Origin of the sequence: Lysobacter sp. 22409 (assembly GCF_052045105.1) — a bacterium.
Classification (GTDB): domain Bacteria; phylum Pseudomonadota; class Gammaproteobacteria; order Xanthomonadales; family Xanthomonadaceae; genus Lysobacter; species Lysobacter antibioticus_B.
Window position 1 is genome coordinate 88,122 of the sequence record NZ_JBQEOE010000005.1, and the last position, 21,568, is coordinate 109,689.

General features: G+C 65.9%; 15 protein-coding genes and 1 tRNA gene. 7 read left to right on the forward strand and 9 right to left on the reverse strand.

Annotated features, from left to right (window positions below):
• Positions 1–4 precede the first annotated feature (4 nt).
• The 4 genes from ACTJJK_RS04205 to ACTJJK_RS04220 are packed head-to-tail and all read left to right on the forward strand — an operon-like array spanning position 5 to position 5,929.
• A complete protein-coding gene (locus ACTJJK_RS04205; protein ID WP_440729553.1) occupies positions 5–1,207 on the forward strand; it encodes an ABC transporter permease in 1,203 nt (400 codons plus the stop codon).
• Positions 1,204–2,514 (forward strand): ABC transporter permease, encoded by a 1,311-nt coding sequence (locus ACTJJK_RS04210; protein WP_031370565.1) that lies wholly within the window; start codon positions 1,204–1,206, stop codon positions 2,512–2,514. The genes ACTJJK_RS04205 and ACTJJK_RS04210 overlap by 4 nt, the downstream gene beginning before the upstream one ends.
• Positions 2,515–2,523: 9 nt before the next feature.
• Entirely contained in the window at positions 2,524–3,159 is a 636-nt protein-coding gene (locus ACTJJK_RS04215; protein ID WP_081930584.1) for a DsbA family protein, read from the forward strand.
• 1 nt (position 3,160) lies between these two features.
• Complete coding sequence (locus tag ACTJJK_RS04220) at positions 3,161–5,929, forward strand: type 2 lanthipeptide synthetase LanM family protein (RefSeq protein WP_440729554.1); 2,769 nt, start codon at positions 3,161–3,163, stop codon at positions 5,927–5,929.
• Positions 5,930–6,390: 461 nt separating this feature from the next.
• On the opposite strand, the gene ACTJJK_RS04225 is transcribed toward ACTJJK_RS04220, so the two are convergent.
• The 4 genes from ACTJJK_RS04225 to rnd form a co-directional block, all read right to left on the reverse strand.
• Entirely contained in the window at positions 6,391–7,839 is a 1,449-nt protein-coding gene (locus ACTJJK_RS04225; protein ID WP_440729555.1) for a hypothetical protein, read from the reverse strand.
• A 1,502-nt stretch (positions 7,840–9,341) separates the two neighbouring features.
• Positions 9,342–9,560 (reverse strand): phage integrase central domain-containing protein, encoded by a 219-nt coding sequence (locus ACTJJK_RS04230; RefSeq protein ID WP_440729556.1) that lies wholly within the window; start codon positions 9,558–9,560, stop codon positions 9,342–9,344.
• 234 nt (positions 9,561–9,794) lie between these two features.
• Positions 9,795–9,870, reverse strand: a tRNA-Ala gene (locus ACTJJK_RS04235).
• 66 nt (positions 9,871–9,936) lie between these two features.
• Positions 9,937–11,040 (reverse strand): ribonuclease D, encoded by a 1,104-nt coding sequence (rnd, locus tag ACTJJK_RS04240; protein ID WP_440729557.1) that lies wholly within the window; start codon positions 11,038–11,040, stop codon positions 9,937–9,939.
• A gap of 357 nt (positions 11,041–11,397) precedes the next feature.
• Here rnd and ACTJJK_RS04245 point away from each other — a divergent pair, with 357 nt between their 5' ends.
• Entirely contained in the window at positions 11,398–13,122 is a 1,725-nt protein-coding gene (locus tag ACTJJK_RS04245; protein WP_440729558.1) for a formylglycine-generating enzyme family protein, read from the forward strand.
• 186 nt (positions 13,123–13,308) lie between these two features.
• Positions 13,309–14,232 carry a M48 family metallopeptidase gene (locus ACTJJK_RS04250; protein WP_440729559.1) on the forward strand — a complete coding sequence of 308 codons (924 nt, stop codon included), beginning with the start codon at positions 13,309–13,311 and terminating at the stop codon, positions 14,230–14,232.
• Positions 14,233–14,482: 250 nt separating this feature from the next.
• Here ACTJJK_RS04250 and phbB (ACTJJK_RS04255) read toward each other — a convergent pair whose 3' ends face one another.
• The 4 genes from phbB (ACTJJK_RS04255) to gluQRS form a co-directional block, all read right to left on the reverse strand.
• Positions 14,483–15,223 carry an acetoacetyl-CoA reductase gene (gene phbB, locus ACTJJK_RS04255; RefSeq protein WP_031370559.1) on the reverse strand — a complete coding sequence of 247 codons (741 nt, stop codon included), beginning with the start codon at positions 15,221–15,223 and terminating at the stop codon, positions 14,483–14,485.
• A 127-nt stretch (positions 15,224–15,350) separates the two neighbouring features.
• Positions 15,351–15,836: a polyhydroxyalkanoate synthesis repressor PhaR gene (phaR, locus tag ACTJJK_RS04260; protein ID WP_036147922.1), complete on the reverse strand. Its 486-nt coding sequence runs from the start codon at positions 15,834–15,836 to the stop codon at positions 15,351–15,353.
• Between the two features lie 365 nt (positions 15,837–16,201).
• Positions 16,202–16,942 (reverse strand): acetoacetyl-CoA reductase, encoded by a 741-nt coding sequence (phbB, locus tag ACTJJK_RS04265; RefSeq protein WP_031370557.1) that lies wholly within the window; start codon positions 16,940–16,942, stop codon positions 16,202–16,204.
• 42 nt (positions 16,943–16,984) lie between these two features.
• Positions 16,985–17,902 (reverse strand): tRNA glutamyl-Q(34) synthetase GluQRS, encoded by a 918-nt coding sequence (gene gluQRS / locus ACTJJK_RS04270; RefSeq protein ID WP_440729560.1) that lies wholly within the window; start codon positions 17,900–17,902, stop codon positions 16,985–16,987.
• Positions 17,903–18,154: 252 nt separating this feature from the next.
• On the opposite strand from gluQRS, the gene htpX reads away from it, so the two are divergent.
• Complete coding sequence (gene htpX, locus ACTJJK_RS04275; protein ID WP_440729561.1) at positions 18,155–19,066, forward strand: protease HtpX; 912 nt, start codon at positions 18,155–18,157, stop codon at positions 19,064–19,066.
• Positions 19,067–19,325: 259 nt separating this feature from the next.
• Here the strand turns inward: htpX and ACTJJK_RS04280 are convergent, their stop codons facing one another.
• Entirely contained in the window at positions 19,326–21,419 is a 2,094-nt protein-coding gene (locus ACTJJK_RS04280; protein ID WP_031370554.1) for a GGDEF/EAL domain-containing response regulator, read from the reverse strand.
• Positions 21,420–21,568 lie beyond the last annotated feature (149 nt).

Consider the following 21,568-nt stretch of genomic DNA (forward strand, 5'->3'; position numbering starts at 1 on the left):
CGGCATGCGCGGCTGGCTGGCCAACCTGTGGGACGCCGCGCGCTCGCTGGCGCGCAGTCCGCGCCAGACCCTGCTGTGCGCCAGCGCCATCGTGCTGGCGGTGATGGCGTATTCGACCGTCGTCAGCATCGCCGACGGCATGGCGCAGGTGCTCGGCCGACGCTTCGAGAGCCTGGGCGACGACACCCTGGTGATCCGCGGCCAGTCCACCGCCAGCGGCGGCTTCGTGCCCGGCCGCGGCGATCTCGACGATATGCAGCGGATGCCGCAGTGGATCGCGCGCGCGGCGCTGGTGCAGGAGTTGTCGGGCGCGGCCACCTTGTTGGAAGGCGCGGGCACGCGCCAGGTCGCGCAGGTGTTGGCGGTGAGCGAGGACTACTTCGCCATCGACCGGGTCGCGATCGGGCAGGGCCAGGCGTTGAGCGGGCGCGGAGCCTCGGTCAAGCGGTGCGTGCTCGGCGCGCGCATCGCCGGCCGTTTGTTTCCCGGGCAAGCGCCGTTGGGCAAGTTCCTGCGCATCGGCGGACAGTGGTATGCGGTCGGCGGCGTGCTCGCGGCGACCGACGAGCCGGGCAAGTTCGTCTCCAACGACGATGCGGTGTTCCTGCCCTTGGCCGGCGCCAGCGGCCTGGTCCGGCCCGGCGACGACGGCGGCCGCCTGGTGGTCAAGGCCGCGCCGGGCGTCGACATGGAGGCATTGCGAACGAAGCTGCAGGCGCTGCTGCTGCGCAAGTACGGCGGTCGCTACGACGCCGACGACTTCCGCATCGAAGCCAAGCAGGCGTTGTTGCAGAGTGCGCGCGCGGCGACCGAGAGCCAAGGCCGCACGGTGGCGTGGATCTCGCTGCTGGCCTCGCTGGTCGCGGCCCTGGGCGTGATGAACATGATGTTCCTCAGCGCCGACGAGCGTTCCGGCGAGATCGGCCTGCGCCGCGCGATCGGCGCGACCCGCGCCGACATCGCGGCGTTGTTCCTATGCGAGGCCTTGCTGCTGTGCCTGGCGTCGATTCCGTTGGGACTGGTGCTGGGCCGCATGGCCGCCGGTTTGCTCCAGGGCGTGTTGCGCTTGGACTCCGCGCCGGTGTTGAGCGGGCAGGCCTGCGCGCTGGTCGCGCTGGCGACCACCGCGCTGGTGCTGGTGTTTTCGCTGGCGCCGGCGTGGCAGGCCGCGCGCAAAGACCCGAAGCGGGTGTTGCGCGCCGAATGAACGCGACCACGCGCCCCGCTGACACGAGTTCGGTGCGCGCACCGCAGCGCGCTGCCGCATCGGCCGTGGAAGCGGCGCCGGGCGCGTGGTTCGTGCTCAGCGAAGCCTTCCAGGCGGCCTTGCGCCAGTTGCGTAGCTTCCCGGTGCGCACTGCGGTGGCGATGCTCAGCGTGGCCTTGGGCGTGGCCGGCATCGTCTCGGTGGCGTCGTTGTCGGAGGGCCTGTCGCGCACCCTGGTGCGTTCGTTCGAATCGATGGGGCGGCAGGTGCTGATCGTGCGCTCCGATCCGTCTTACGAATCCTTGGTGCTCGGCCGCGCCAACCGTTTGTCCGAGCGCGACCTGCGCGTGGTCGCCACGGCCTTCGCCCAGCGGCCGGTGGCGCCGCTGCTGCGCTACGGCGCGTTCAACAACCCGGTGGCCCTGGGCGCGCGCAAGGGCAGCGCGGCGATCTACGGCACCACCGTCGAGTACTTCCGGCTCGGCGAGGTCGAACTGATCGCCGGCGCCTGGCCGTCGCGGCAGGACTGGCGTGGCAGCGGCCGGCAATGCCTGCTCGGGCGCAGCCTCGCCGAAGAACTGGGCGGCAGCGCTGTGGTGATCGGCCGCGACCTCAACCTAGCCGCACGCTCCTGCCGTGTCGTTGGCGTGGTCAAGGGCGCCGGCAGCGCGCTCGGTTTCGATGCCGAGCGATTGGTCGTCGCGCCGATCGGCCTGGTGCGGGCGATGGACGCCGACGGCAGCCTCAGCGATCTGGAGATCCACGCCGGTTTCTCCGAAGCGGACGACATCGAGGCCATCGGCCGGCGCTTGTCGTCGCAGTTGCGCAAGCAGCGCCATGTCGTCGGCGGCGAGGACGACTTCATCGTCGTTACCGCGCAACGCCTGCGCGGCTATCTCGACGACACCCTGGCCAGCGTGCGCGCCGGCCTGTTCCTGTTGATGGCGGTGGTGTTCGCGGTTGCCGCGTTGGGCATCGGCAACGTCATGGTGTCCGGCGTCAACGCGCGCCGCCGCGAGATCGCAATCAAGCGTGCCATCGGCGCCTCGCGCGCCAACGTCTTCCTCGAATTCCTGTTGGAGGCGGTGATCCTGACCGGCTTCGGCGGCGTGCTGGGCGTGATCTTGGGCGCCGCCGCGGCGCTGGCGATCACCTCCGGTTCCAGCTATTTCGGCGAGCCGACCGTTTCCTGGTCGGGTTGTCTGTTCGGGGTCGTCACCGCGCTGCTGGTCGGTTTGTCGACCGGGGTATGGCCGGCGGCGCGCGCGGCGCGCCTGGACCCCGTGGCCGGTTTGCATCATCACTGAGGTGAAGACATGAAGGGACCGTGGGTCTGGATAGGGGCATCGGCCCTGGTGGCGGTGCTCGCGGTATCACTGGGCTTCGTGCTGATGGCCGCGGGCCGTTCCGAGCCCTTGCAGGGGATGCAGGTCGACGACTTGCCGATGCTCGGTCGCGGCGATGCGCCGCACGAGATCGTCCTGGTCACCGATTACGGCTGCCCGGCGTGCAAGCGCTTCCATGCCGAGATGCTGCCGCGGCTGATGGCGCGCTTCGTCGACAACGGCGGCGCCAAGATCCGGGTGTTGGCGTTTCCGATCCGTGAAGGTTCGACCGAACTGGCGCATGCGGTGACCTGTTTGCAACAACGCCCCGGCAGCGATGTTCAGGCCTTGTACGACCGCGTCTACGGACAAGACCTCGCCGGCATCGTCGGCATGGAACTGGCTCAGCGCCTTGCGCCAGCGGCGGGGTTCGAAGCCGCCGAACTCAACGCCTGTATGCAACGCCCCGACATCGCCCGCCGGGTCGAGCAGCAACGCTATCGCGCCATCGTCCACGGCATTTCCTCGGTGCCGACCGTGGTCATCGACCGCGTCGCCCTGAGCGAACCCTGGACCTTCGCCCACTACGAGGCGGCGATGAACGCCGCCGCCACGGAAGCCCGATGACATGAGCAGCCTGGATTTCGATCGTTACTACATCGCCGCGATCTGCCGCGCGGAAGCCGAGGCCTTGCGCGGCGAGGTTGCCGCCTGCGTCGCCGCAAGCGGTTTGCCGACGGCGTTCCACACGCCGATCGCCGACGGCGCCAGCGACTATCTGATGCAACGGCTTTGCTGGATGTTCCAGAAGGTGTTCGTGTTCGAACTCAACCGCTACGCCGCGGCCGCGCCGAAGCACGACGGCGCAGCGGTGGCGNCGGTCGGCGACCCGGTGTTCGTCGCCTTCGTGCAGGCCATCGCCGGCGGCGACGCGGCGCGCGAACTGCGCGAACGCTACGGGTTTCTGTATCAGCGTGCGCAGTGGTTCTGCGCCGGCTTCATCGACTTCTTCGGCGAGCACCTGGCTCATTTGACCGACGATCTTCCCGCCTTGGCGGCCTTCGGCTTGCACTCCGGCGACGCGCCCTTGCGGGTCGAGTTCGGCCAGGGCGATCCGCATCGCAGCGCGCGTGCCACGGTCCGTTATCGCTTTGAGCGCATCGACCTGTACTACAAACCGCGCGGGTTAGGCCTGGACCTGCTGTTCGCACGCTTGCAGCGCCTGGTCGACGAAGACATGGCGGTGTTGGCCTCGATCGACCGAGGCCATTACGGCTGGCAACTCGGCGTGCGTGGCGGCGGCGCCCAGGGCAGGGCGGCGGCCGAACGCTTCTACCGTTCGCTCGGCGTCTGCACCGCGGTTGCGCATGCGCTGTGCGGCTCGGACCTGCACTTCGAGAACATCGTCACCGACGCGCACGGGCAGCCGTTCTTCGTCGACGTCGAAGCCTTGTTCACCAACACCGCGCGCATCGACCGGCAGCCACCGTCGGGCGTGCCCCTGCTCGATGCCGAGCGCGAGTTCGACCGGCGCCTCGGCGAGTCGGTGCTGTCGGTCGGCGTGGTGTCATTGCGCCGCACCCGCGAAGGCGTGTTCTCCGGCGCTGCGCAAGGCGACAAGGTCGCCGCGCCGGTGTCGCGCGAGGTCGCGGTGGACGCCAAGACCGCGACCATGCGCCTGTCGCGGGTGCAGGAAGCGATCCAGATCGACAGCCCGGTGCCGCGCGTGGATGGTGAGCCGGCCGCATTCGCCGCGCATTTCGACGGCTTCAGCGACGGCTATCGCCGCGCCGCCGCGGCCATGGTCGAACATGCCGAGGAAATCGAAGCCCTGCTGCGCGACAACGCCGCACTGCGTTCGCGCCAGATCCTGCGCCACACCTATCTGTACGGCCTGTTCCTGGCCGAGACCACCCATCCGGCGCTGGCCGACCCGGCCAAGACCGACGCCTTGTTGCTCAAGCTGCGCCGCGAGGAAGCCAGCAAGCCGTTCCTGCGCCATCTCTACGCCAGTGAACGCGAACAGATGCTGCAGTTCGACATTCCGTACTTCGAAGCCCAGCTCGACAGCCGTGACCTGCTCAGCCCCTGCGGCAACGTCGAAGGCTTCTTCGAGCGCTCGGCGCTGGAGCAAGTGCGCGAACGCCTCGCGCGTTTCGCCGACGAACGCTGGATAGCGCGACAACTGAGCTATGTCGCCACCGCGCTCGGTTGCGAAGACGCCCCCCGCCTGCAACAGACCGACATCGCCGACGCCGTGGCCACCGTACTCGCCGAGCGCGCGGTGCCAGGGGAGGGCGACGGCAGCGTGCTGTGGACCTACAGCCCGCCGGTCGGCACGCCCGGCGGCGAGTTCGCGATCATGCCGATGGGCCCCGACCTCTACACCGGCCTCGCCGGCCTGCTGCTGTTCCTGTCGCGCCGCTGCGCGCACGGCGCCGACGCCAAAGAGCTAGCCCTGACCGAACGCCTGATCGCCACCGGCCGCCGCATCCTGGTCGAACGCAGCCCCATGCTCGGCAGCGGCGCCTACTCCGGCATGGAAGGACTGATCCTCAGCCTGAGCGAAGCCGCCGGCGACCGCGGCGACCACGAACTCGCATCGCTCGCGCTCGAAACCTTCCTCGCCCGCGAACCGCAATGGGACCCCGCGCGCCACGACATCATCGACGGCGCCGCCGGCATCGCCCTGGTGGCCCTGGCCCTGCATCGCCAGCACCCAGACCCACGCCTGCTCGACGTCGCCCGGCGACTCGCCGACCGTCTGACCGAAGCCGCCCGCGACACCGTCGACGGCCCAGAATGGTGGCTGCACGGCGTCGACCGCTGCGTCACCGGCTTCGCCCACGGCGGCAGCGGCATCGCCTTCGCCCTGGTCCACCTCGCGCGAGCGCTAGGCGACGCGAACATGCACCAACTCGCCTTGCGCACACTGCGACGCGAAGACCGATTGTTCAATCCCGAAATCGGCCTATGGCCGGACACCCGCATGGACGAACCGCAGTACTCGCTGGGCTGGTGCAACGGTGCTGCGGGGTTCTTGCTGGCGCGGGCTGAAGCTTGGGACGACCTGGAAGCCTGGCAGCGCGAGCACGTGCGTACTGCATTCGCGCGCAGCGTCGAGTGGTTTGGGCGGTTGGAGGATGATTCGCTATGCCATGGAACCACAGGAGGGCGGCTGGCTTTGGCTAAGGTCGCGAGCAAGCTGGGATTCACTCTCGACTTGCGGAAACTCGAATCGACCGTTGCCAAGAGCGCCTATCGCGCTGGCTGGAGCCATGATGACGGGAATCTAGGCTTGATGGTGGGGCTATCCGGTGTTGGATTCTCGCAGTCGCATGGAGGGTGCTACGGCGATGGGGTAGTGCTCTTATTTTGTCCGCTTACGCTCACATAACGAGTTGGACTTTCATGAGCTCTTTTATATTTTATCGGATGTAATCTGGTGGGTAAGTATCTTTGGCACGAATTTATCGGGTGAGGAAATTTATGGCGCTTAAGTTCTTAGTGGAGCACAAAGGTCGGCTCGACAATTGAAATAGTTGATGCTGGGCGTATGGCGTCGTACGGTCTAGACGTCCTCAAGGGAAGACCCCGGACATGCATAGAGTGGCGTTCAATGGGCCTGTGGCATTCTGCTGATCTATCGATGAAGATCCTCGGCAAATGACAGCACACCGAGCTTCCCGGTCGGCGTCGCGATTTCGTGTGAGCTACGAGGCCGGCGCTGTGACGAGGATGGACATTTGAAAGACGAAGGGTGTTGCCGGCGCGGTGAGGCGGCGATTTCAAGAGATCATGTGCCAGCCAAGCGCCTGTTTCCGATGGCTTCGAAATATGGAGCTTCTCTGCCGCATCCTACGGTTTTTCGCTCCTGCCGAAGTACGTGGCCGTCTTGAGCCCGAAGCCGGCGCGGACCCAGTTGCTACCAGAGTCGACTTTCCATTTTGGCAGTTCGGGAAACAACAATTGGATGCAAAGAGCGAACATCTCCACCTTTCCTTGGGGTATTGCGTCGATTGTCGGAGGGGTTGCTGAAGTCTGGCCGTCAAAACGGAACAGTCCGCCCCTCGGATCGTAATCAGGGAGTGGGATTTTCTCCGCAAGCGCCTCGCGAGCGGCGAGCCATTCGGTTTCGTAGGAGAACTTGCCGATCACTGGAGGCATGAGGACACAGCACTTGCCAAGGAGGCCGTTGTCTATCAAGTATTCGAGCTCCCATCGCGTTCCGGAATTTGCGCTCGGAATTGCAATGCAAATCGTTGCTGCCTCGATCATTAGTCGGATTGTCTCCTGCCATTCGGATTCCGATGAAGGCAAGCGCCCGGCTCCGAGTGCCTCGCCTGGACTGCCCAGTGCTATGAAGTGGCCGGCGCCATTCATTGCTTGCTCGATGATTGACTCGAGTTCGTTGCCTTGCTCGAAAAGAGAGGCTGTCTCCGATACGCCGACGTTAAGATTGACTATCGGAATGATTGTCCGTCGCCATTCTTTGGTGATGCCATCGTGCTCCTTAACAATGGCAGCGTTGTCGGCAGCCTCGAGAAATTCGCCATCGTCCGTCTTTATTCGGCCAGTGATGGCAAATGGGCGCAAGTACAGGATCATTCGTTCTCGTAATTCTGATTTGCTTCTCTGCATAGTTATGGATCGAAATAGCGCTTCTGTCTTGCGGTCGCGCCGTAGTTGAGCTCGCTGGGCAGCGCAAATCGTCATTCCTTCGTAGAGGAACTGAAATGCACGGCGAGTCAAGCAGAACCCAAGGGGGGCTGCCAGCCAGTTGAATTGCCACGCCCAAAAAGTTACTGCGGCAACAGAATACGACTTTACCGAAGCAGTAAGCAGTCGCGGCTCATCTTGTCCACCTTTGCCAAGGGTGGGGATCATATCGAGGGCGAACAATGTTACAAAAGATGCGATGAGCCAATTGGATTCGCTGTAGACCGATAAGCAGACCAAGATGAGAGTGGCGAGTCCAGCAAGGATTCGAATGAGAAGAGGCTGGAAAAGGATGAGGCGACCTAAGAGAAAACCAATGGCTTCAAACGTCGAATCGAAGACCGCCTTGACTATCCGGATTGGGTAGAGCAACACGCCAATAGCTGCGCCGAACCAGAATGAGATTCGGGTAGGCTCTTTGCCCGTCGTCGCCATCAACACGAATGCGGTCATGGAGGTATGCCTGGCGGCCGCAAGGCGGCCATGATATCTGCCCGCCACATAGCGGAAGAACGATGACGGGATGCTCATCACAGCTGAACTCTCACGCTCTGCCTCTTCGCAAGTTTGCATTCCTTCGGGCAGCATTGACACTCCAGCGATGCCCGTGACGCCCGAAAGAAGCCCCCTTCACGGCCGCTACTTGCCGTGCTTCTGGCGTACTTCAACGGTTCGCCCGCCACCCTGTCACGCTGAGGGTCGAAATCGACGAATGAGCGATTCCAGCTGTGCGCGATCCGATGGGCCCGTGGCACGGCGGCAACTGCGAAGTCTCGGACTGAGTGACGCAGGGAGATGACGGACATCGAAGGCTCCTTGCCGTTCCCTTGCTTAAGCTTGCATGAGGGCTGATGCAATTGCGATTAAAGGCGGCCAGCGGCGGACACACCCTACACAAAGGGCAAACGTCGAACGCAATTGGTGGCGGCCAGTGACATAGTCGCCACATATAACAACCCATTCGTGGTTTTCCGCTTCATAGTATGTTCTTGGGCGAGTCCTGAGCGTCGCTGCGCCAAGCGTCCGAGGCGCCTTGTGAAATTGATCGACCCTTTTTATCCGAGCTCGATGGGTATAGGCGAGACAGGGCACGGGCCCCTTTGCGCCAAGGAACTGCTAGCCGAAGGGCTGGATCATCCCTCGCGCCGACAGCTTCGCGATGTTTGGAAGCAAGCTTCGGCTTTCCTGTGGTCTGCGGTTCTGTTTTTGGCGGCCCTTCTAACCTGGATTTTCGCGGGTCCCTGCTTCTATTTGCTGCATCGACTATTAGATACTTATCAACGATGTTCTCTGCATTCCTTGAGTACGAGAACTTCTTCCGCTGGAATCCACTTGATATACTCGTCGGGTCGAATTACAGCGCGATTGAGGGCGACGAAAAACTGCCAGGCCCGCCAATAGGAGTGCGGTTAGTCTTCCGCTTAAAGCCCGTGTAGGGTGCAGTGATCGTGATTCCTCTGGCTGAGGCTTCATCATTCGCTGCGTGTTGCAAGATATTTTGGGGAATAGAGGGGGCTTTCTCCCAAGCCTTTAGGTGACTACGTCCGATTAGAAAGACTCCGCCGCGTGGCTCCTCTCGCAGGTACAAGTCGCTGTTTCGAGGTGCCCTGAAGAGGGCGAGGCTAAATTGGAGTGGGAGGTGGCAGAAGCAACTGAATTGTTGGGACCTGAGCGAGTTCTGCTCATCAATCGGCCCCAACTGGGCGCTTGATTGTTTCCGTAGTAAGTGAGCCTTTGGCGTGTCCCGAAGTAATCATGAACTTTGAATCACCCATTTCTGAGGGCCCAGACGAAGAAGCTATCGCAAAAATTCTCGGATGGTGCGCCACCAATTTGCATGTGCGGCGCCGAGATATCTTGCTGGTTGGGCTTTGGTGTTGGGGCTTACGACGGCGAGGCAAAGGTCATTTGGTTCGCCAGGCTTTTCGTAGCTGTATTTGCGTTCACAGGCGTTGCGCTAGTTGCTCTCGCTATTTTCGGCTAAGTAAGCGTAGGGAGATAAATCGTGTTAATGCGCGCGTTCAGCACGTGTTCTCGCGCGGTGGCCGATGTCGCAACGCGAGCGTTGGCAACCCTGCTGCTCGATGCGTTCAAGTTGCTTCAACCGTTCTATGGTCATGATTTCGGAATCCCGTTCCCATCCACGGAAAAATGTCTTCTTCGAACGGGCGGATGAATTTGTCGGCGTGGCTATCGGCCCACTCGATCTTCTGCAAGGCGAACCATTCGTGGGCTGTGACTTCAGAGGAATTGGCGGCTGCAGCATCGCCTGCTGCCTTGGCCGCTTTGCGGCGCTCGCCGAGGTCCATGCGAGCCAGGAGTTGCGGACGGCGTCACACCTCTCTCGGGCGTCGGCCAGGCTGGTATTAGGGGGCTGCCGAAGGTGAACTACTTCTTCTTGCTGTCGAAGCGGTACTTTCCCTGCTGCTATTTGCCGCCACTGGTGGCTGGATTTTTTCGACCTGCATTGGGCATAAAAAAGGCCGAAAGCCCCGCGTTTGCGTGGCTTATCGGCCTTCGCTGTACCGTATTCGATGGTTGAATGGTGGAGCGGAGGAGGATCGAACTCCCGACCTTCGCATTGCGAACGCGACGCTCTCCCAGCTGAGCTACCGCCCCACTTCGGGGATCGAGTGTAGCGGGCCGGGCTGGGGGGCGCTAGTCCTGGCGTTCGGTTCCTCGGGCTCAGTTCTGCTGGGCCAGCAAGGGGGCGAGGTCGGGCTCCAGTGCGGCGCGGCGCCAGCCGGACAAGGCGTCGGGCCAGTCGCCGTGGTCGAGCAGGGCTTCGAGCCAGCGACGCGAAGCGAGCACGCCGTCGGGCAGGCCGAGGGCGGCGCTGCGGGTGGCCACGGCTTCCTGCAATTGGCGCAGGCGCTGTTTGTCGCGGGTTTCGGCGACGCCGGCGTCGGGGGTCTGGTCTTCGTCGGCCAGCTCGGTGCTCAGTGCGGCCCAGATGGCGTCGCCGAGTTTGCGCGGGGCCTTGGGGTGGGCGTCGAGTTGGCGCTGCAGGGCATCGCGGTCGGCCGGGACCTGGCGCGCGATCGAGACGGCGAGTTCGTTGTCGAGAATCCAGCTGCGCGGGCGGTCGCTGTCGCGCGCATAGGCGTCGCGCCAGCGCAGCAGGCGCACCAGGCGGCGCTGCGCGGGCAGGTCGAGGAACTGGGCGCTGCGCATGGACAAATGCGGCCAGCGTTCCGGGGCTTCGTTCTCGGCGTTGAAGACGGTGCGGGCGGCGTCTTCGTCGAGCCAGGCGCGGCGGCCGAGCGGGGCGAGCAGGCCGTCGAGGGCGTCGAGCATGGCGAACAGGTGGCGCACGTCGTCGGCGGCGTATTCGAGCTGCGAGGGCGACAGCGGGCGGCGCATCCAGTCCGAGCGGGTCTCGCCCTTGGCCAGGGCGACGCCGGTCAGTTGTTCGACCAGCTTCTGATAGCCCAGGCCGCTGCCGATGCCGGCCAGGGCCGCGGCTTGCTGGGTGTCGAACAGCGGCTTGGGCACCACGCCGCAGGCATGCTTGAAGGCGACCAGGTCCTCGCTCGGGCTGTGCACGATCTTGAGGATGGCCTCGTCGGCGAGGATCGGCGCCAGCGCTTCGGCGATGCCGGGGCGCAATGGGTCGACCAGCAGGATTGTCGGTTCGTCCCCGTCGGCGCGCTCGATCGCGATCTGCACCAAGGCCAATTGCGGCCAGTAGGTGCGTTCGCGGATGAATTCGGTGTCCAGCCCGATGCGCTCGGGCTTGACCTCGAAATGCGCTTGCAGCGCGGCGGGGGTGTTGATCCAGACGGGCATGTTTCGGTTCTTTCGCGTGGCCGGCGTCGAGGTTGCCGGGGCGGGCGACAATAGCCTACTTTTCGCGGCGACGCGTCGCGGCGGGTGCGCGGCGGCTTAGGCCGGCCAGAGCAGGCAAGCCATGGACAAGACGAAGCCCGGGACGAACCGCCCTCTGCAGGATCACCACATTGCCTGAACATGGCGCCGCGGTCGAAGCGATATGCTGCGTCCCATCGATCGCCAAGACGGTTCCGGAGAGGTTGCAGGTTGCGCGCATTGATGTGGTCAGGCATCGCCGCGATAGGGCTGCTGGTCGGATGCACCGATCGGGGCGGTAAGGCGTCGTCGCAGGATGGCGGCGCGCGTGCGCCGATCGTGACGATCAGCGCCGACCAGGCGGTGTCGCCGGTGCCGCCGTGGCGGGCGCCGGTCATCGCGGTCACGGCCGAGAACCTGGACGACTTGAACAAGCGCGGCGAGGCGGCGCTGGCCGCCGGCCGGCTGCATGCCGACGCCGATTCGGCGATACCGATCTATCTGGCCCTGCGCGCCTACGCACCGGACGACCGCCGTTTCGCCAAGGGGCTGGATAAGGCCGTGGCGCTGTTGCTCGTCGAAGGCGACACGGCGTTGAAAGGCATCGACGACGAGCCCTTGTCCCTGCGCGGCGCCCACGAGGCGGCGGCGGTGGCGCGGGTGGCCGCGCCCGAGCACCGCAAGGTGGTGGCCTATCTGGAACGCGTCGACCGTGCCGACCAGGCCCAGGAGGCCAACCGCCTGGGCGAGGAAGACTTGAACGCCGGCCGCGTCGGCGAGAACGGCAAGGGCGGGGCGCTGGCGCGGTTCCGCGAGGCCTTGGAACTGCGGCCGAACGATGCGCGCGCCTTGCAGGGTATCGCCGCGGCCGAGAGTGCGCTGATCCGGCGCGCCGAACTCGCCGCCGACCGCGACGATTACGCCGGCGCCGCGCGCTGGCTTGCGGCGGCGGCGCAGGTCCGGCCCAAGTTCGATACGGCGTCCACCGCCCAGGGGCGCATCGCGGCGCAGCGGCGGGCGCGGATCGGCGGCCTGCGCGACCAGGGCATCGCCGCGCTGCCGAAGTTCGGCGGCATCGACGTCGCCCGCGGGCATCTGGCGACCTTGCTGCGGATCGCCCCGGCCGGCGACCCGGCCGCGGCCGAACTGCGCGAGCGCATCGAGCTGGCGACCCATTACGGCTTGTTCCGCCCCGGCCAGGTGTTCACCGATGCGATGAACCTGGGCGGGCGCGGGCCGGCGATGGTGGTGATCCCGCACGGTGCGTTCCGTATGGGCGCCGAGACTGGCGAGGCGGGGTCGAGCGACGCCGAGCGGCCGACCCGCAATATCCGCTTCGAGCGCGGCGTGGCGATGTCGCGCTACGAGATCACCGTCGGCGAGTTCCGCCGTTTCATGAATTCGACCAAGCACCGGGCCCGCGCGGCGCGGCGCGGCTATTCCACCGCCTACGACGAACGCAGCGGCAACCTGGTGCGGCGCGGCGGGGTCGACTGGCGCTCCGACTACGCCGGCAACCCGGCTGCCGACAACCTGCCGGTGGTGCACGTCAGCGCCAAGGACGCGGTGGCCTATGTCGAATGGTTGTCGGCGATCACCGGCCAGCGTTATCGGCTGCCGAGCGAGGCCGAGTTCGAGTACGCGCTGCGCGCCGGCAGCCAGGGCGCCTATCCCTGGGGCGACGGCTCGCCGCCGGCGCGGGTCGGCAACCTCACCGGCAGCCTCGACGCGTCGCCGAGCCGGCGCCATTGGCGCAACGCCTTCCAGGGCTTCGGCGACGGCGCCTGGGGGCCGATGCCGGTCGGCAGCTATGCGCCCAATGCATTCGGCCTTCACGACATGGCCGGCAATGTCAGCGAGTGGGTGGCCGATTGCTGGCACGACAACTACCGCCGCGCCCCACGCGACGGCGCGGCCTGGTTCAATCCGGGCTGCCGCACGCGGGTGTTGCGCGGCGGTTCCTGGTCGAGCTCGCCGGCGCAGTCGCGCGCGGCGTGGCGGCAGGGCACCAGTGCGGACACCACCAACGGGCGGCTCGGGTTCCGGATCGTGCGGGAAATTTGAGTCGGGTCGGTTCGAGTTGTTCGGTTTAAGTTGATGGGTTTGAGTTGGGTGGGCGCGGACCCGCGACAGGGTTCATGATGGAATCGCGCCGCTCGCAGGAGGCAGGCGGGTACGGTGGTTGCGGCTTCGGCCGCGGCCGGCAATCAACGGATCGGGCCTGGGCCCGTGGCAGTGGGGAGTGTGGACATGAGGATCGATCCCATGGGTGGCGCGAGTCGCGCGCAAGGGCGGCGCGGCTTCGGCGGGTTCCGTTGGTGGATCCTGGTGCTGTTCGCGATCTACGCGGCGTGGTCGTGGTTCGGCAGCGCCCAGACCGACCCTTACACCGGCGAAAAGGCCCATTACGGCGCCAGCGCCGACGAAGAAATACAGCTCGGCGCGCAGGCGTTCCAGCAGGTGCTCGGCGATGCCAATGCGCAGCGCGCGTTACTGCCGGACAACGCGCCGCAGAGCCAGGGCGTGCGCGAGATCGCCCAGCGCCTGATCAGCAAGGTGCCGCAGGTAACCGAGTCCTTGGCGGCGAGCAACGGCCAGGCCGCGCCGACCGACTACCGCAACTTCCAGTGGAACGTGGCGGTGATCAATTCGCAGGAGGCCAACGCTTTCTGCCTGCCCGGCGGCAAGATGGCGGTCTACACCGGTTTGTTCCCGGTGACCCAGAACAACGATGCCTTGGCGGTGGTGATGGGGCATGAGATCGCCCACGCGCTGTTGCGCCACGGCTCCCAGCGCATGGCCCAGCAGAAGCTGGTGCAGATGGGCCAGATCGCCGCGGGCATGGCGGTCGGCGGCATGGACCCGCAACAGCAGCAGATGGTGATGGGCGCGCTCGGCGCCGGTGCGCAGTACGGGCTGGTGCTGCCGTACGGGCGCAATCACGAAACCCAGGCCGATCAGGTCGGCTTGATGCTGGCGGCGGCGGCCTGTTACGACCCGCGCCAGGCGATACCGTTGTGGGAGCGCATGGCGCAGCTCGGCGGCGGCCAGCGCCCGGCGGAGTTCGCCTCGACCCATCCGGATCCGGCCAACCGCATCCAGACCTTGCAGGCGTTGATGCCGAAGGCGCTGCAGTTCTATCAGGCCAATTGCGCTAATCGGCCGTTGCGTTGAGGGAAGAGCAACAGCAACAGCAACAGCAACAGCAACAGCAACAGCAAATCCCCCTGGCCCCCCTTTTACAAAGGGGGGAACAGCACGGGCGAAGAGGGGTTGTTTGCTGCGACTTCGCCAGCCATAAAAAAACCGCCGAGAGGCGGTTTTTTTGTTGCGGCGCCAGCTTCGGGTCTGCAGCCTTTCCCGACTCCCGACTCCCGACTCCCGACTCCCGACTCCCGACTCCCGACTCCCGACTCCCGGCCCCTCAGAAACTCATGAACAGCCCGCCGTTGACCGGGATGTTGGCGCCGGTGATGAAGCCGGCGTCGTCGGCGGTCAGGAACTCGACGGTGCGGGCGATTTCGCTGGGCTTGCCGAGGCGGCCGACCGGGACGCTGTCGACGATGCGGCTGCGGATGTCTTCGGGCACGGCCATGACCATCGCGGTCTCGCAGTAGCCGGGCGAGACCGAGTTGACGGTGACGCCCTTGCGCGCCACTTCGCGCGCCAACGCCATGGTGAAGCCGTGCATGCCGGCCTTCGCCGCCGAGTAGTTGGTCTGGCCGAACTGGCCGGTCTGGCCGTTGACCGAGCTGATGTTGACGATGCGGCCGAAGCCGCGCTCGGTCATGCCGTCGACGGCGTGACGGCACAGGTTGAACACGCCGTCGAGGTTGACCCCGAGCACGTCGTCCCAGGCGCGTTTGTCCATCTTGCGCAGGCTGCCGTCGCGGGTGATGCCGGCGGCGTTGACCAGGATGTCGATGCCGCCGTCGTCGCCGACGATGCGTTCGATGGCCGCGCCGCAGTCGTCGTAGTCGGCGACGTTGGCCGCTTCGAAGCGGATGTCGAGCTCGCGGGTGAGGTCGGCGAATTCGGCGATGCGTTCCTCGCGCGTGCCCAGGTCGAGGGCGACGACGCGGCGGCCGGCGCGGGCCAGCGACAGGCAGATCTCGGTGCCGAGACCGCCGATGCCGCCACTGACGACGGCGATGCGTTTATTCATGGAGTTTTATCTCATGCGAAAGGCGCGGTGCATGCACGCGCCTGGGCCGTCCCCCGACGGCCCGACAAGAAACCACGCGCCGCGACCGCGACAGGCGGTCAGGCGGCGCGCAACAAAAAAGCGCGGCTCAACGCTCGCGCTTGTCGGTCTTCTGCTTCGGCGTCGTGGGCTGGCCTACGTTGCCGGACAGGTTCTGCTGGAACTCTTTCCACAAGGTCAAATTGCGTTCGGTGAGCTGGTTCATCATCGCCCAGGGCGTCTGCCCGAGCATGCCGCCCATCTGGTTGCGGAACTGTTGCTGCTGATCGAGGAACACCTGCATCGAGCGTTCCAGGTAGTTGCCCATGAAGCCCTGCAGCGAGTCGCCGTAGAACCGGATGATCTGGCTCAGCAACTGGGTGGAGAGCACCGGCTCGCCGTCTTGCTCGTGTTCGGAAATTATCTGCAGCAGGACCTGGCGGGTCAGGTCGTCGCCGGAGCGCGCATCGCGGACTTCGAATTCTTCGCCATCGACGATCAACTGCCGTACGTCTTCGATGGTGATGTAGCTGGAGATCTCCGTGTCGTACAGACGACGGTTCGGATACTTCTTGATAATTCGGGTCGAGGCCATGGAGCTTTGGCTCTAAAACGTGGTGCCTTGCAGCATGGCTCAGGGCGCAAGGGCTTGCAACAGGTACCGCGCTCCGGCGTCGACCGGCCGTCGCGGAGCCTGCGCGCGCGGGGTTTCGGCTGCCTGGGCGTAGCCGCGGACGCCGGTTGCAGGGGCGGCGAAGGGTATCGGCTACGGCGAGTGCGCGGCGCGGCCGTGGCGGTGTTGCGTCGAAGCGGGCAGGCCGGGACGATCGCGCGCCGGAACCGGAGACCCTGAACAGGTCTCCGGTGCGGCGAAGGCTTTCACCAGCCCGGGTTTTACCAAGCCGGGCTGTTACCAACCCCGACTGTTATCAGCCCCTGGTTGTTACCAGCCCCTGGCTGTTACCAGCCCATGTACTGGCCGCCGTTGGCGGACAGGTTGGCGCCGGTGATCCAGCTGGCTTCGTCGGGGATGAAGAAGCTGACCGCGTAGGCGATTTCCTCCGGCGTGCCGAGGCGGCCGGTCGGGATCTGGGCGACGATCTTGTTGCGCACGTCCTCGGGCACGGCCATGACCATGTCGGTGCCGATGTAGCCCGGCGAGACCGTGTTGACGGTGATGCCGAACTTCGCGTTTTCCTGGGCCAGCGAAATCGTGAAGCCGTGCATGCCGGCCTTGGCCGCGGCGTAGTTGGCCTGGCCGTATTGGCCCTTCTGGCCGTTGATCGAGCTGATCTGCACGATCCGGCCCCACTTGCGCTCGCGCATGCCCTCGATCACCGGGCGGGTGACGTTGAAGCAGGAGTTGAGGTTGGTGCCGATGACGTCGCTCCATTGCTGCGAGGTCATGCGGTGGAAGGTGGAGTCGCGGGTGATGCCGGCGTTGTTGACCAGGATGTCGACCGGGCCGATCTGGCGCTCGACGTCGCGGACCAGGGCCTCGGCCTGCTCGGGAGAGGACACGTCGCCGCTGGCGATCGCCACGTCGATGCCCAGTTCTTTCATCTGCGCCTGCCAGGCGCGCCCTTTGGCCTCGTCTCGAAAATTGGTCGCTACCTTGTGGCCCATCTTGGCGAGGCGTTGGACGATCGAGGTGCCGATGCCACCGGTACCGCCGGTGACGAGTGCAACGCGTGACTGCATCTGTACTCTCCTTGACCGCGACCGCGCGGTCTCGGACCGATTCTAGACAGCATTCGTCAAAGGATCGTTGTGCATCGCGGCGAGAGCCTTAGCACATTTCGGAATCTGTGCCGGACTAAACGAAACCTGTGCGCGTTCGAGCAGTTCCGTGACAGTCGCTACCGCGTCCAGGGCCTGCGGATCCTGGCCGAGGCCGCGCCAGGCGGCGCGCAGCGCGGGCAGGGGATCGGCCGCGTCGACCGGCTGGGCGGCATCGGACTTGGACAGCTTGCGGCCCTGCGCGTCGAGCAGCAGCGGCAAATGCGCATAGCGCGGTGTCGGCAGGCCGAGCGCGGCCTGCAGCAGGATCTGGCGCGGCGTCGAGTCGAGCAGGTCGGCGCCGCGCACGACGTCGCTGATGGCTTGCGCGGCGTCGTCGACCACGACCGCGAGTTGGTAGGCCCAGTAGCCGTCGGCGCGGCGCAGGACGAAGTCGCCGACCTCGCGGGCGACGTCCTGCGACTGCGCGCCGAGCAGGGCGTCGTCGAAGCCGGCTACGGCGCCGTCGGCGACGCGCAGGCGCACCGCCGCCTGCGGCGCAGCGCGACCGTGGCGCGGTGCGTGGGCGACGCAGCGGCGATGGATGCCGTGGTTCGCCGCCAGGTCGCTGCGGCTGCAATGGCAGAAGAAGGCGCGGCCCTCGTCGAGCAGACGGTCGAGTGCGGCTTGGTAGAGGCCGCCGCGCGCGCTTTGGCGCACGATCGGCTCGTCGCTGTGCAGGCCGAACGCAGCCAAGGCGCGTAGCTGCCGCTCGGCCGCGCCGGGAACTTCGCGCGGCGGGTCGAGGTCTTCGATACGGACCAGCCAGGTGCCGCGGTGATGGCGCGCGAGCAGCCAACTGCCGAACGCGGCCAGCAGCGAACCCGGATGCAGGTCGCCGGTCGGCGAGGGCGCGAAGCGGCCCCGGTACGGCGTCTGCATCCGCTCAGGCGAAGCGGTCGGTGAAGGATGTCCGGACAATGAACGAGCGCTCCGGCTGGGACGGGTTATGGCGGGATTCTCGTTGAATTAACGGTGGTTTCGCCACATTTGACCAGTGCGGCGATCGCGCCGCACACGAGGACAGGCGGCGACCACGCCGCGCATTTGGGAACAGGCGGCGACCACGCCGCATTGGACAGGGACGTCGACTGAAGCCGCGCACGGTGCGCGGCAAGACAGAGCCGTACGACCATGTTCAAACGCATAGCCCTTTTCCTGGCCACCAACCTGGCCGTGCTGATCCTGCTCGGCATCGTCATGTCGGTGCTGCAGAACGTCTTCGGCATCCGCCTGGGCAACAACGGCGGCATCCTGGTGATGGCGGCCGTGTTCGGTTTTGGCGGCTCGCTGATCTCGCTGCTGATGTCGAAGTGGATCGCCAAACGCACCACCGGCGCCCAGGTGATCGAACAGCCGCGCACCGAGACCGAGCAGTGGCTGGTCGCGACCGTGCGCCGCCAGGCCGAGGCGGCCGGCATCGGCATGCCCGAGGTGGCGGTCTACGACGCCCCGGAGATCAACGCCTTCGCCACCGGCGCCAACCGCAACGCAGCCTTGGTCGCGGTGTCGACCGGGCTGATACGGGCGATGAGCCGCGATGAAGCCGAAGCGGTGCTCGCCCACGAGGTCAGCCACGTCGCCAACGGCGACATGGTGACGATGGCCCTGATCCAGGGCGTGCTGAACACCTTCGTGCTGTTCGCCGCGCGCATCGTCGGCGGTTGGATCGACGCGATGCTCGGCGGCCAGCGCGAGTCGCGCGGCCCGGGCATCTTCTATTTCGTGGTGGTGATGGTGCTGGACTTGGTGTTCGGCCTGATCGCCAGCATGATCGCGATGGCGTTCTCGCGTTACCGCGAGTTCCGCGCCGACGCCGGCGGCGCCCAGCTCGCCGGCCGCCACAAGATGATCGCGGCGCTGCAGCGTTTGTCGCAGACCTACGGCCAGAGCACCTTGCCGAACCAGGTGCAGGCCTTCGGCATCAGCGGCGCGGTGGGGCATGGGTTGTCGCGCCTGATGCGCAGCCATCCGCCGCTGGAGGAGCGCATCGAGGCGCTGCGCAATGCGCCGGAGCAGCGTTCGTCGGGTGTGGTGATGCGTTGAGGTCGTCGGTGCGATAGGCCGCAATTGCGCGGCTGAGAGCAGAAGCAAATCCCCCCTGGCCCCCCTTTTTCAAAGGGGGGACGGCAAAGGCAGGGCGCTGTTGGCTGATGCCACCAACAAAAAACCGCCTTTCGGCGGTTTTTTGTTGCGGCGGAGAGGTCGGTTCTTCAGCCTTTCCCGATTCCCGATTCCCGATTCCCGATTCCCGATTCCCGATTCCCGATTCCCGATTCCCGATTCCCGATTCCCGATTCCCGAATTACTGGAAGTCGTAATCCATGTCCGGCCCGGCCGCGGCCAGGAAGTGGCCCTGGGCGTAGTCGATGCCGGCGCCGAACAGCAGGCTCATGCTGGCGGCGTCCTGGACGAATTCGGCGATGGTCTGCCGGCCCAGTTCGCGCGCCTTTTCGGCGATTTCGCGCACGCGCTGCTGGTGGTCGGGGTTGGAGGTGAGGTCGATCATGTAGCCGCGGTCGATCTTGAGGAAGGCGGCGTCGAAATGGTTGAGCAGCTGGAACGAGTTGAGGCCGGCGCCGAACTGCTCCAGGCCGACGCGTACGCCGTACTGGGAGATGCGCGACTGCAGTTCCTGCGCGGCGCGCAGGTTGGTGAAGACCTTGGACTCGGGCAATTGCAGCACCAGCAGCTTGCCGTCGGCGCCGTACTTGGCCAGTTGTTCGACCACGTGCTGGATCAGGCTTTCGTCCTGCAGCGAGGCCTGGGTGATCTTGACCAGCAAGGTGGTGCGGCGGCCCTGGCGCATGCGTTCGCCGATGACCTGGATGGCCTTGCCGACCACCCAACGGTCGATCTCCCACAGCAGGCCGTGTTCTTCGGCGATCTGCAGGAACGACAGCGGCTGCACCAGTTCGCCGCCGACTTCGCCCGAGGGGCTGTTCTGCATGCGCAGATAGGCCTCGTACATTTCCATCGGCTCGCCGTGCAGATTGATCAGCGGCTGGTAGTTCATGACGAAGCGGTCGGCGTCGAGGGCGTCGCGGATGCGTCCGACCCAGGCGGCGATGCGTTCTTCCTCGGCGCGGTCGGCTGCGCCCGGGTCGAACAACTCGGTGCGGTTGCCGCCGACGTCGCTGGCCGACTGCAGGCACTGGCTGGCCTTGCCGAGCACTGCGGTGATGCTGGCGATCTTCTCGCCGATCTGCACGCCGCCGACGCTGGCGGTGGCGCTCAGCGACAGGCTGTCGGTCTCCAGCACGTGGTCGGCGAACGCTGCGCGGATGCCTTCGGCCAGGTTGGAGGTGTGCATGTGGTCGCTGTGCCGGGTCAGCACCGCGAACTGGTGCTCGCCGAAACGCGCGGCGATGTCGTCCGGGCCGATCGCCGCGCGCAGGCGCTCGCCGCAGGCGGCGATGAGCTGGTCGGCCTGGTCCAGGCCGATTTCCTGCAGCAGCTGGTTGTAATGGTCGGGTTCGAGCAGCAGCAGGCCGTGGTGGGCCGAGTTCTGCGCCGCATCCGACACCGCGTCTTCGAGCGCGCGCAGGAAGGTGGCGCGGTTGAGCAGGCCGGTGACCTGGTCGCGCTGGCGCAGCGCTTCCACTTCGCGGGCGAGCTCGGGGTCGATCTCCTGGCGGCGCAGCACCACCTGCAGGCAATGTTCGCCCTCATAGGTGGCCGCGGTGAATTCCATGACCGCCGGGAAGGCGTTGCCGTCGAGCGCGCGGGCCTGGGTCTCGTAGCTCGGCGGCGGCGGTTCGCCCTTGCTGAGCTGCTTGAGCAATTGCTTGAAGCCGTCGACCTGGGAAGGCGCGACCAGGTCGAGCAGGGACATGCCTTCGATGTCGTCGAAGGACTCGAAACCGAAGATTTCCAGGTACGCGGCATTGGCACGGATGTGCATGCCTTCGTGGATGTAGGCGATCGGATCGCGCGAGGAGTCGATCAGCGCGTCGCAACGGCGTTCGGTCTCGCGCACCTGGGCCTCGAGGCGCCGCAGCGAGCGGCGCGCTTCCAGGTCGGCCCATTCGGCGCGCACCGCGTTCTGCACGTGGGCGACGTTCGAGCGCAGCACCACGCCGCGCGCACCGATCTCCAACGCGCCGAGCAGGGCGGCGTCGTCGATCGATTCCAACAGCACCAGCACCGGCAGGTCTTTGCCGCTGGCGTCGACGCTCTGCATCAACTTGGCCAGCGAGACGTTGCGCGAGTTGCGCGCCGCCAGCACCAGGTCCGGTGGATGTTGCAGGATCAGTGCGGCGACTTCCTGTTCGTTTTCCGGCCGTGTCGGCCGTACCGCGATGCCGCTGTTGCGTAGCCCGCTGACGATGGCCTCCGCCGCCTCGACGCTGTCGTCGACGATCAACAAGCGCAGCACCATGTCTTTGCCGAATTGCATTGACCACCTCCGTGGGCCGGTTTTATGACATGAAGCGCCGGCCTCGTCCATGCAAGGTCGAGAATCTGTGACCCGTTGAGGAGTTCGATCGCGCCGCGGACGTACGCCGCGGGCGCATCTGCGTCCGCGTACGGTTCCTCGGCGTTCCC

Bases quoted from the DNA above. Each gene is read 5' to 3' on its own strand.
- ACTJJK_RS04205 (WP_440729553.1), top strand. From the start codon at position 5: ATGCGCGGCTGGCTGGCCAACCTGTGGGACGCCGCGCGCTCGCTGGCG.
- ACTJJK_RS04210 (WP_031370565.1), top strand. From the start codon at position 1,204: ATGAACGCGACCACGCGCCCCGCTGACACGAGTTCGGTGCGCGCACCG.
- ACTJJK_RS04215 (WP_081930584.1), top strand. From the start codon at position 2,524: ATGAAGGGACCGTGGGTCTGGATAGGGGCATCGGCCCTGGTGGCGGTG.
- ACTJJK_RS04225 (WP_440729555.1), bottom strand. From the start codon at position 7,839: ATGCTGCCCGAAGGAATGCAAACTTGCGAAGAGGCAGAGCGTGAGAGT.
- ACTJJK_RS04230 (WP_440729556.1), bottom strand. From the start codon at position 9,560: ATGGACCTCGGCGAGCGCCGCAAAGCGGCCAAGGCAGCAGGCGATGCT.
- rnd (WP_440729557.1), bottom strand. From the start codon at position 11,040: ATGCCCGTCTGGATCAACACCCCCGCCGCGCTGCAAGCGCATTTCGAG.
- ACTJJK_RS04250 (WP_440729559.1), top strand. From the start codon at position 13,309: ATGAGGATCGATCCCATGGGTGGCGCGAGTCGCGCGCAAGGGCGGCGC.
- phbB (WP_031370559.1), bottom strand. From the start codon at position 15,223: ATGAATAAACGCATCGCCGTCGTCAGTGGCGGCATCGGCGGTCTCGGC.
- phaR (WP_036147922.1), bottom strand. From the start codon at position 15,836: ATGGCCTCGACCCGAATTATCAAGAAGTATCCGAACCGTCGTCTGTAC.
- phbB (WP_031370557.1), bottom strand. From the start codon at position 16,942: ATGCAGTCACGCGTTGCACTCGTCACCGGCGGTACCGGTGGCATCGGC.
- gluQRS (WP_440729560.1), bottom strand. From the start codon at position 17,902: ATGCAGACGCCGTACCGGGGCCGCTTCGCGCCCTCGCCGACCGGCGAC.
- htpX (WP_440729561.1), top strand. From the start codon at position 18,155: ATGTTCAAACGCATAGCCCTTTTCCTGGCCACCAACCTGGCCGTGCTG.
- ACTJJK_RS04280 (WP_031370554.1), bottom strand. From the start codon at position 21,419: ATGCAATTCGGCAAAGACATGGTGCTGCGCTTGTTGATCGTCGACGAC.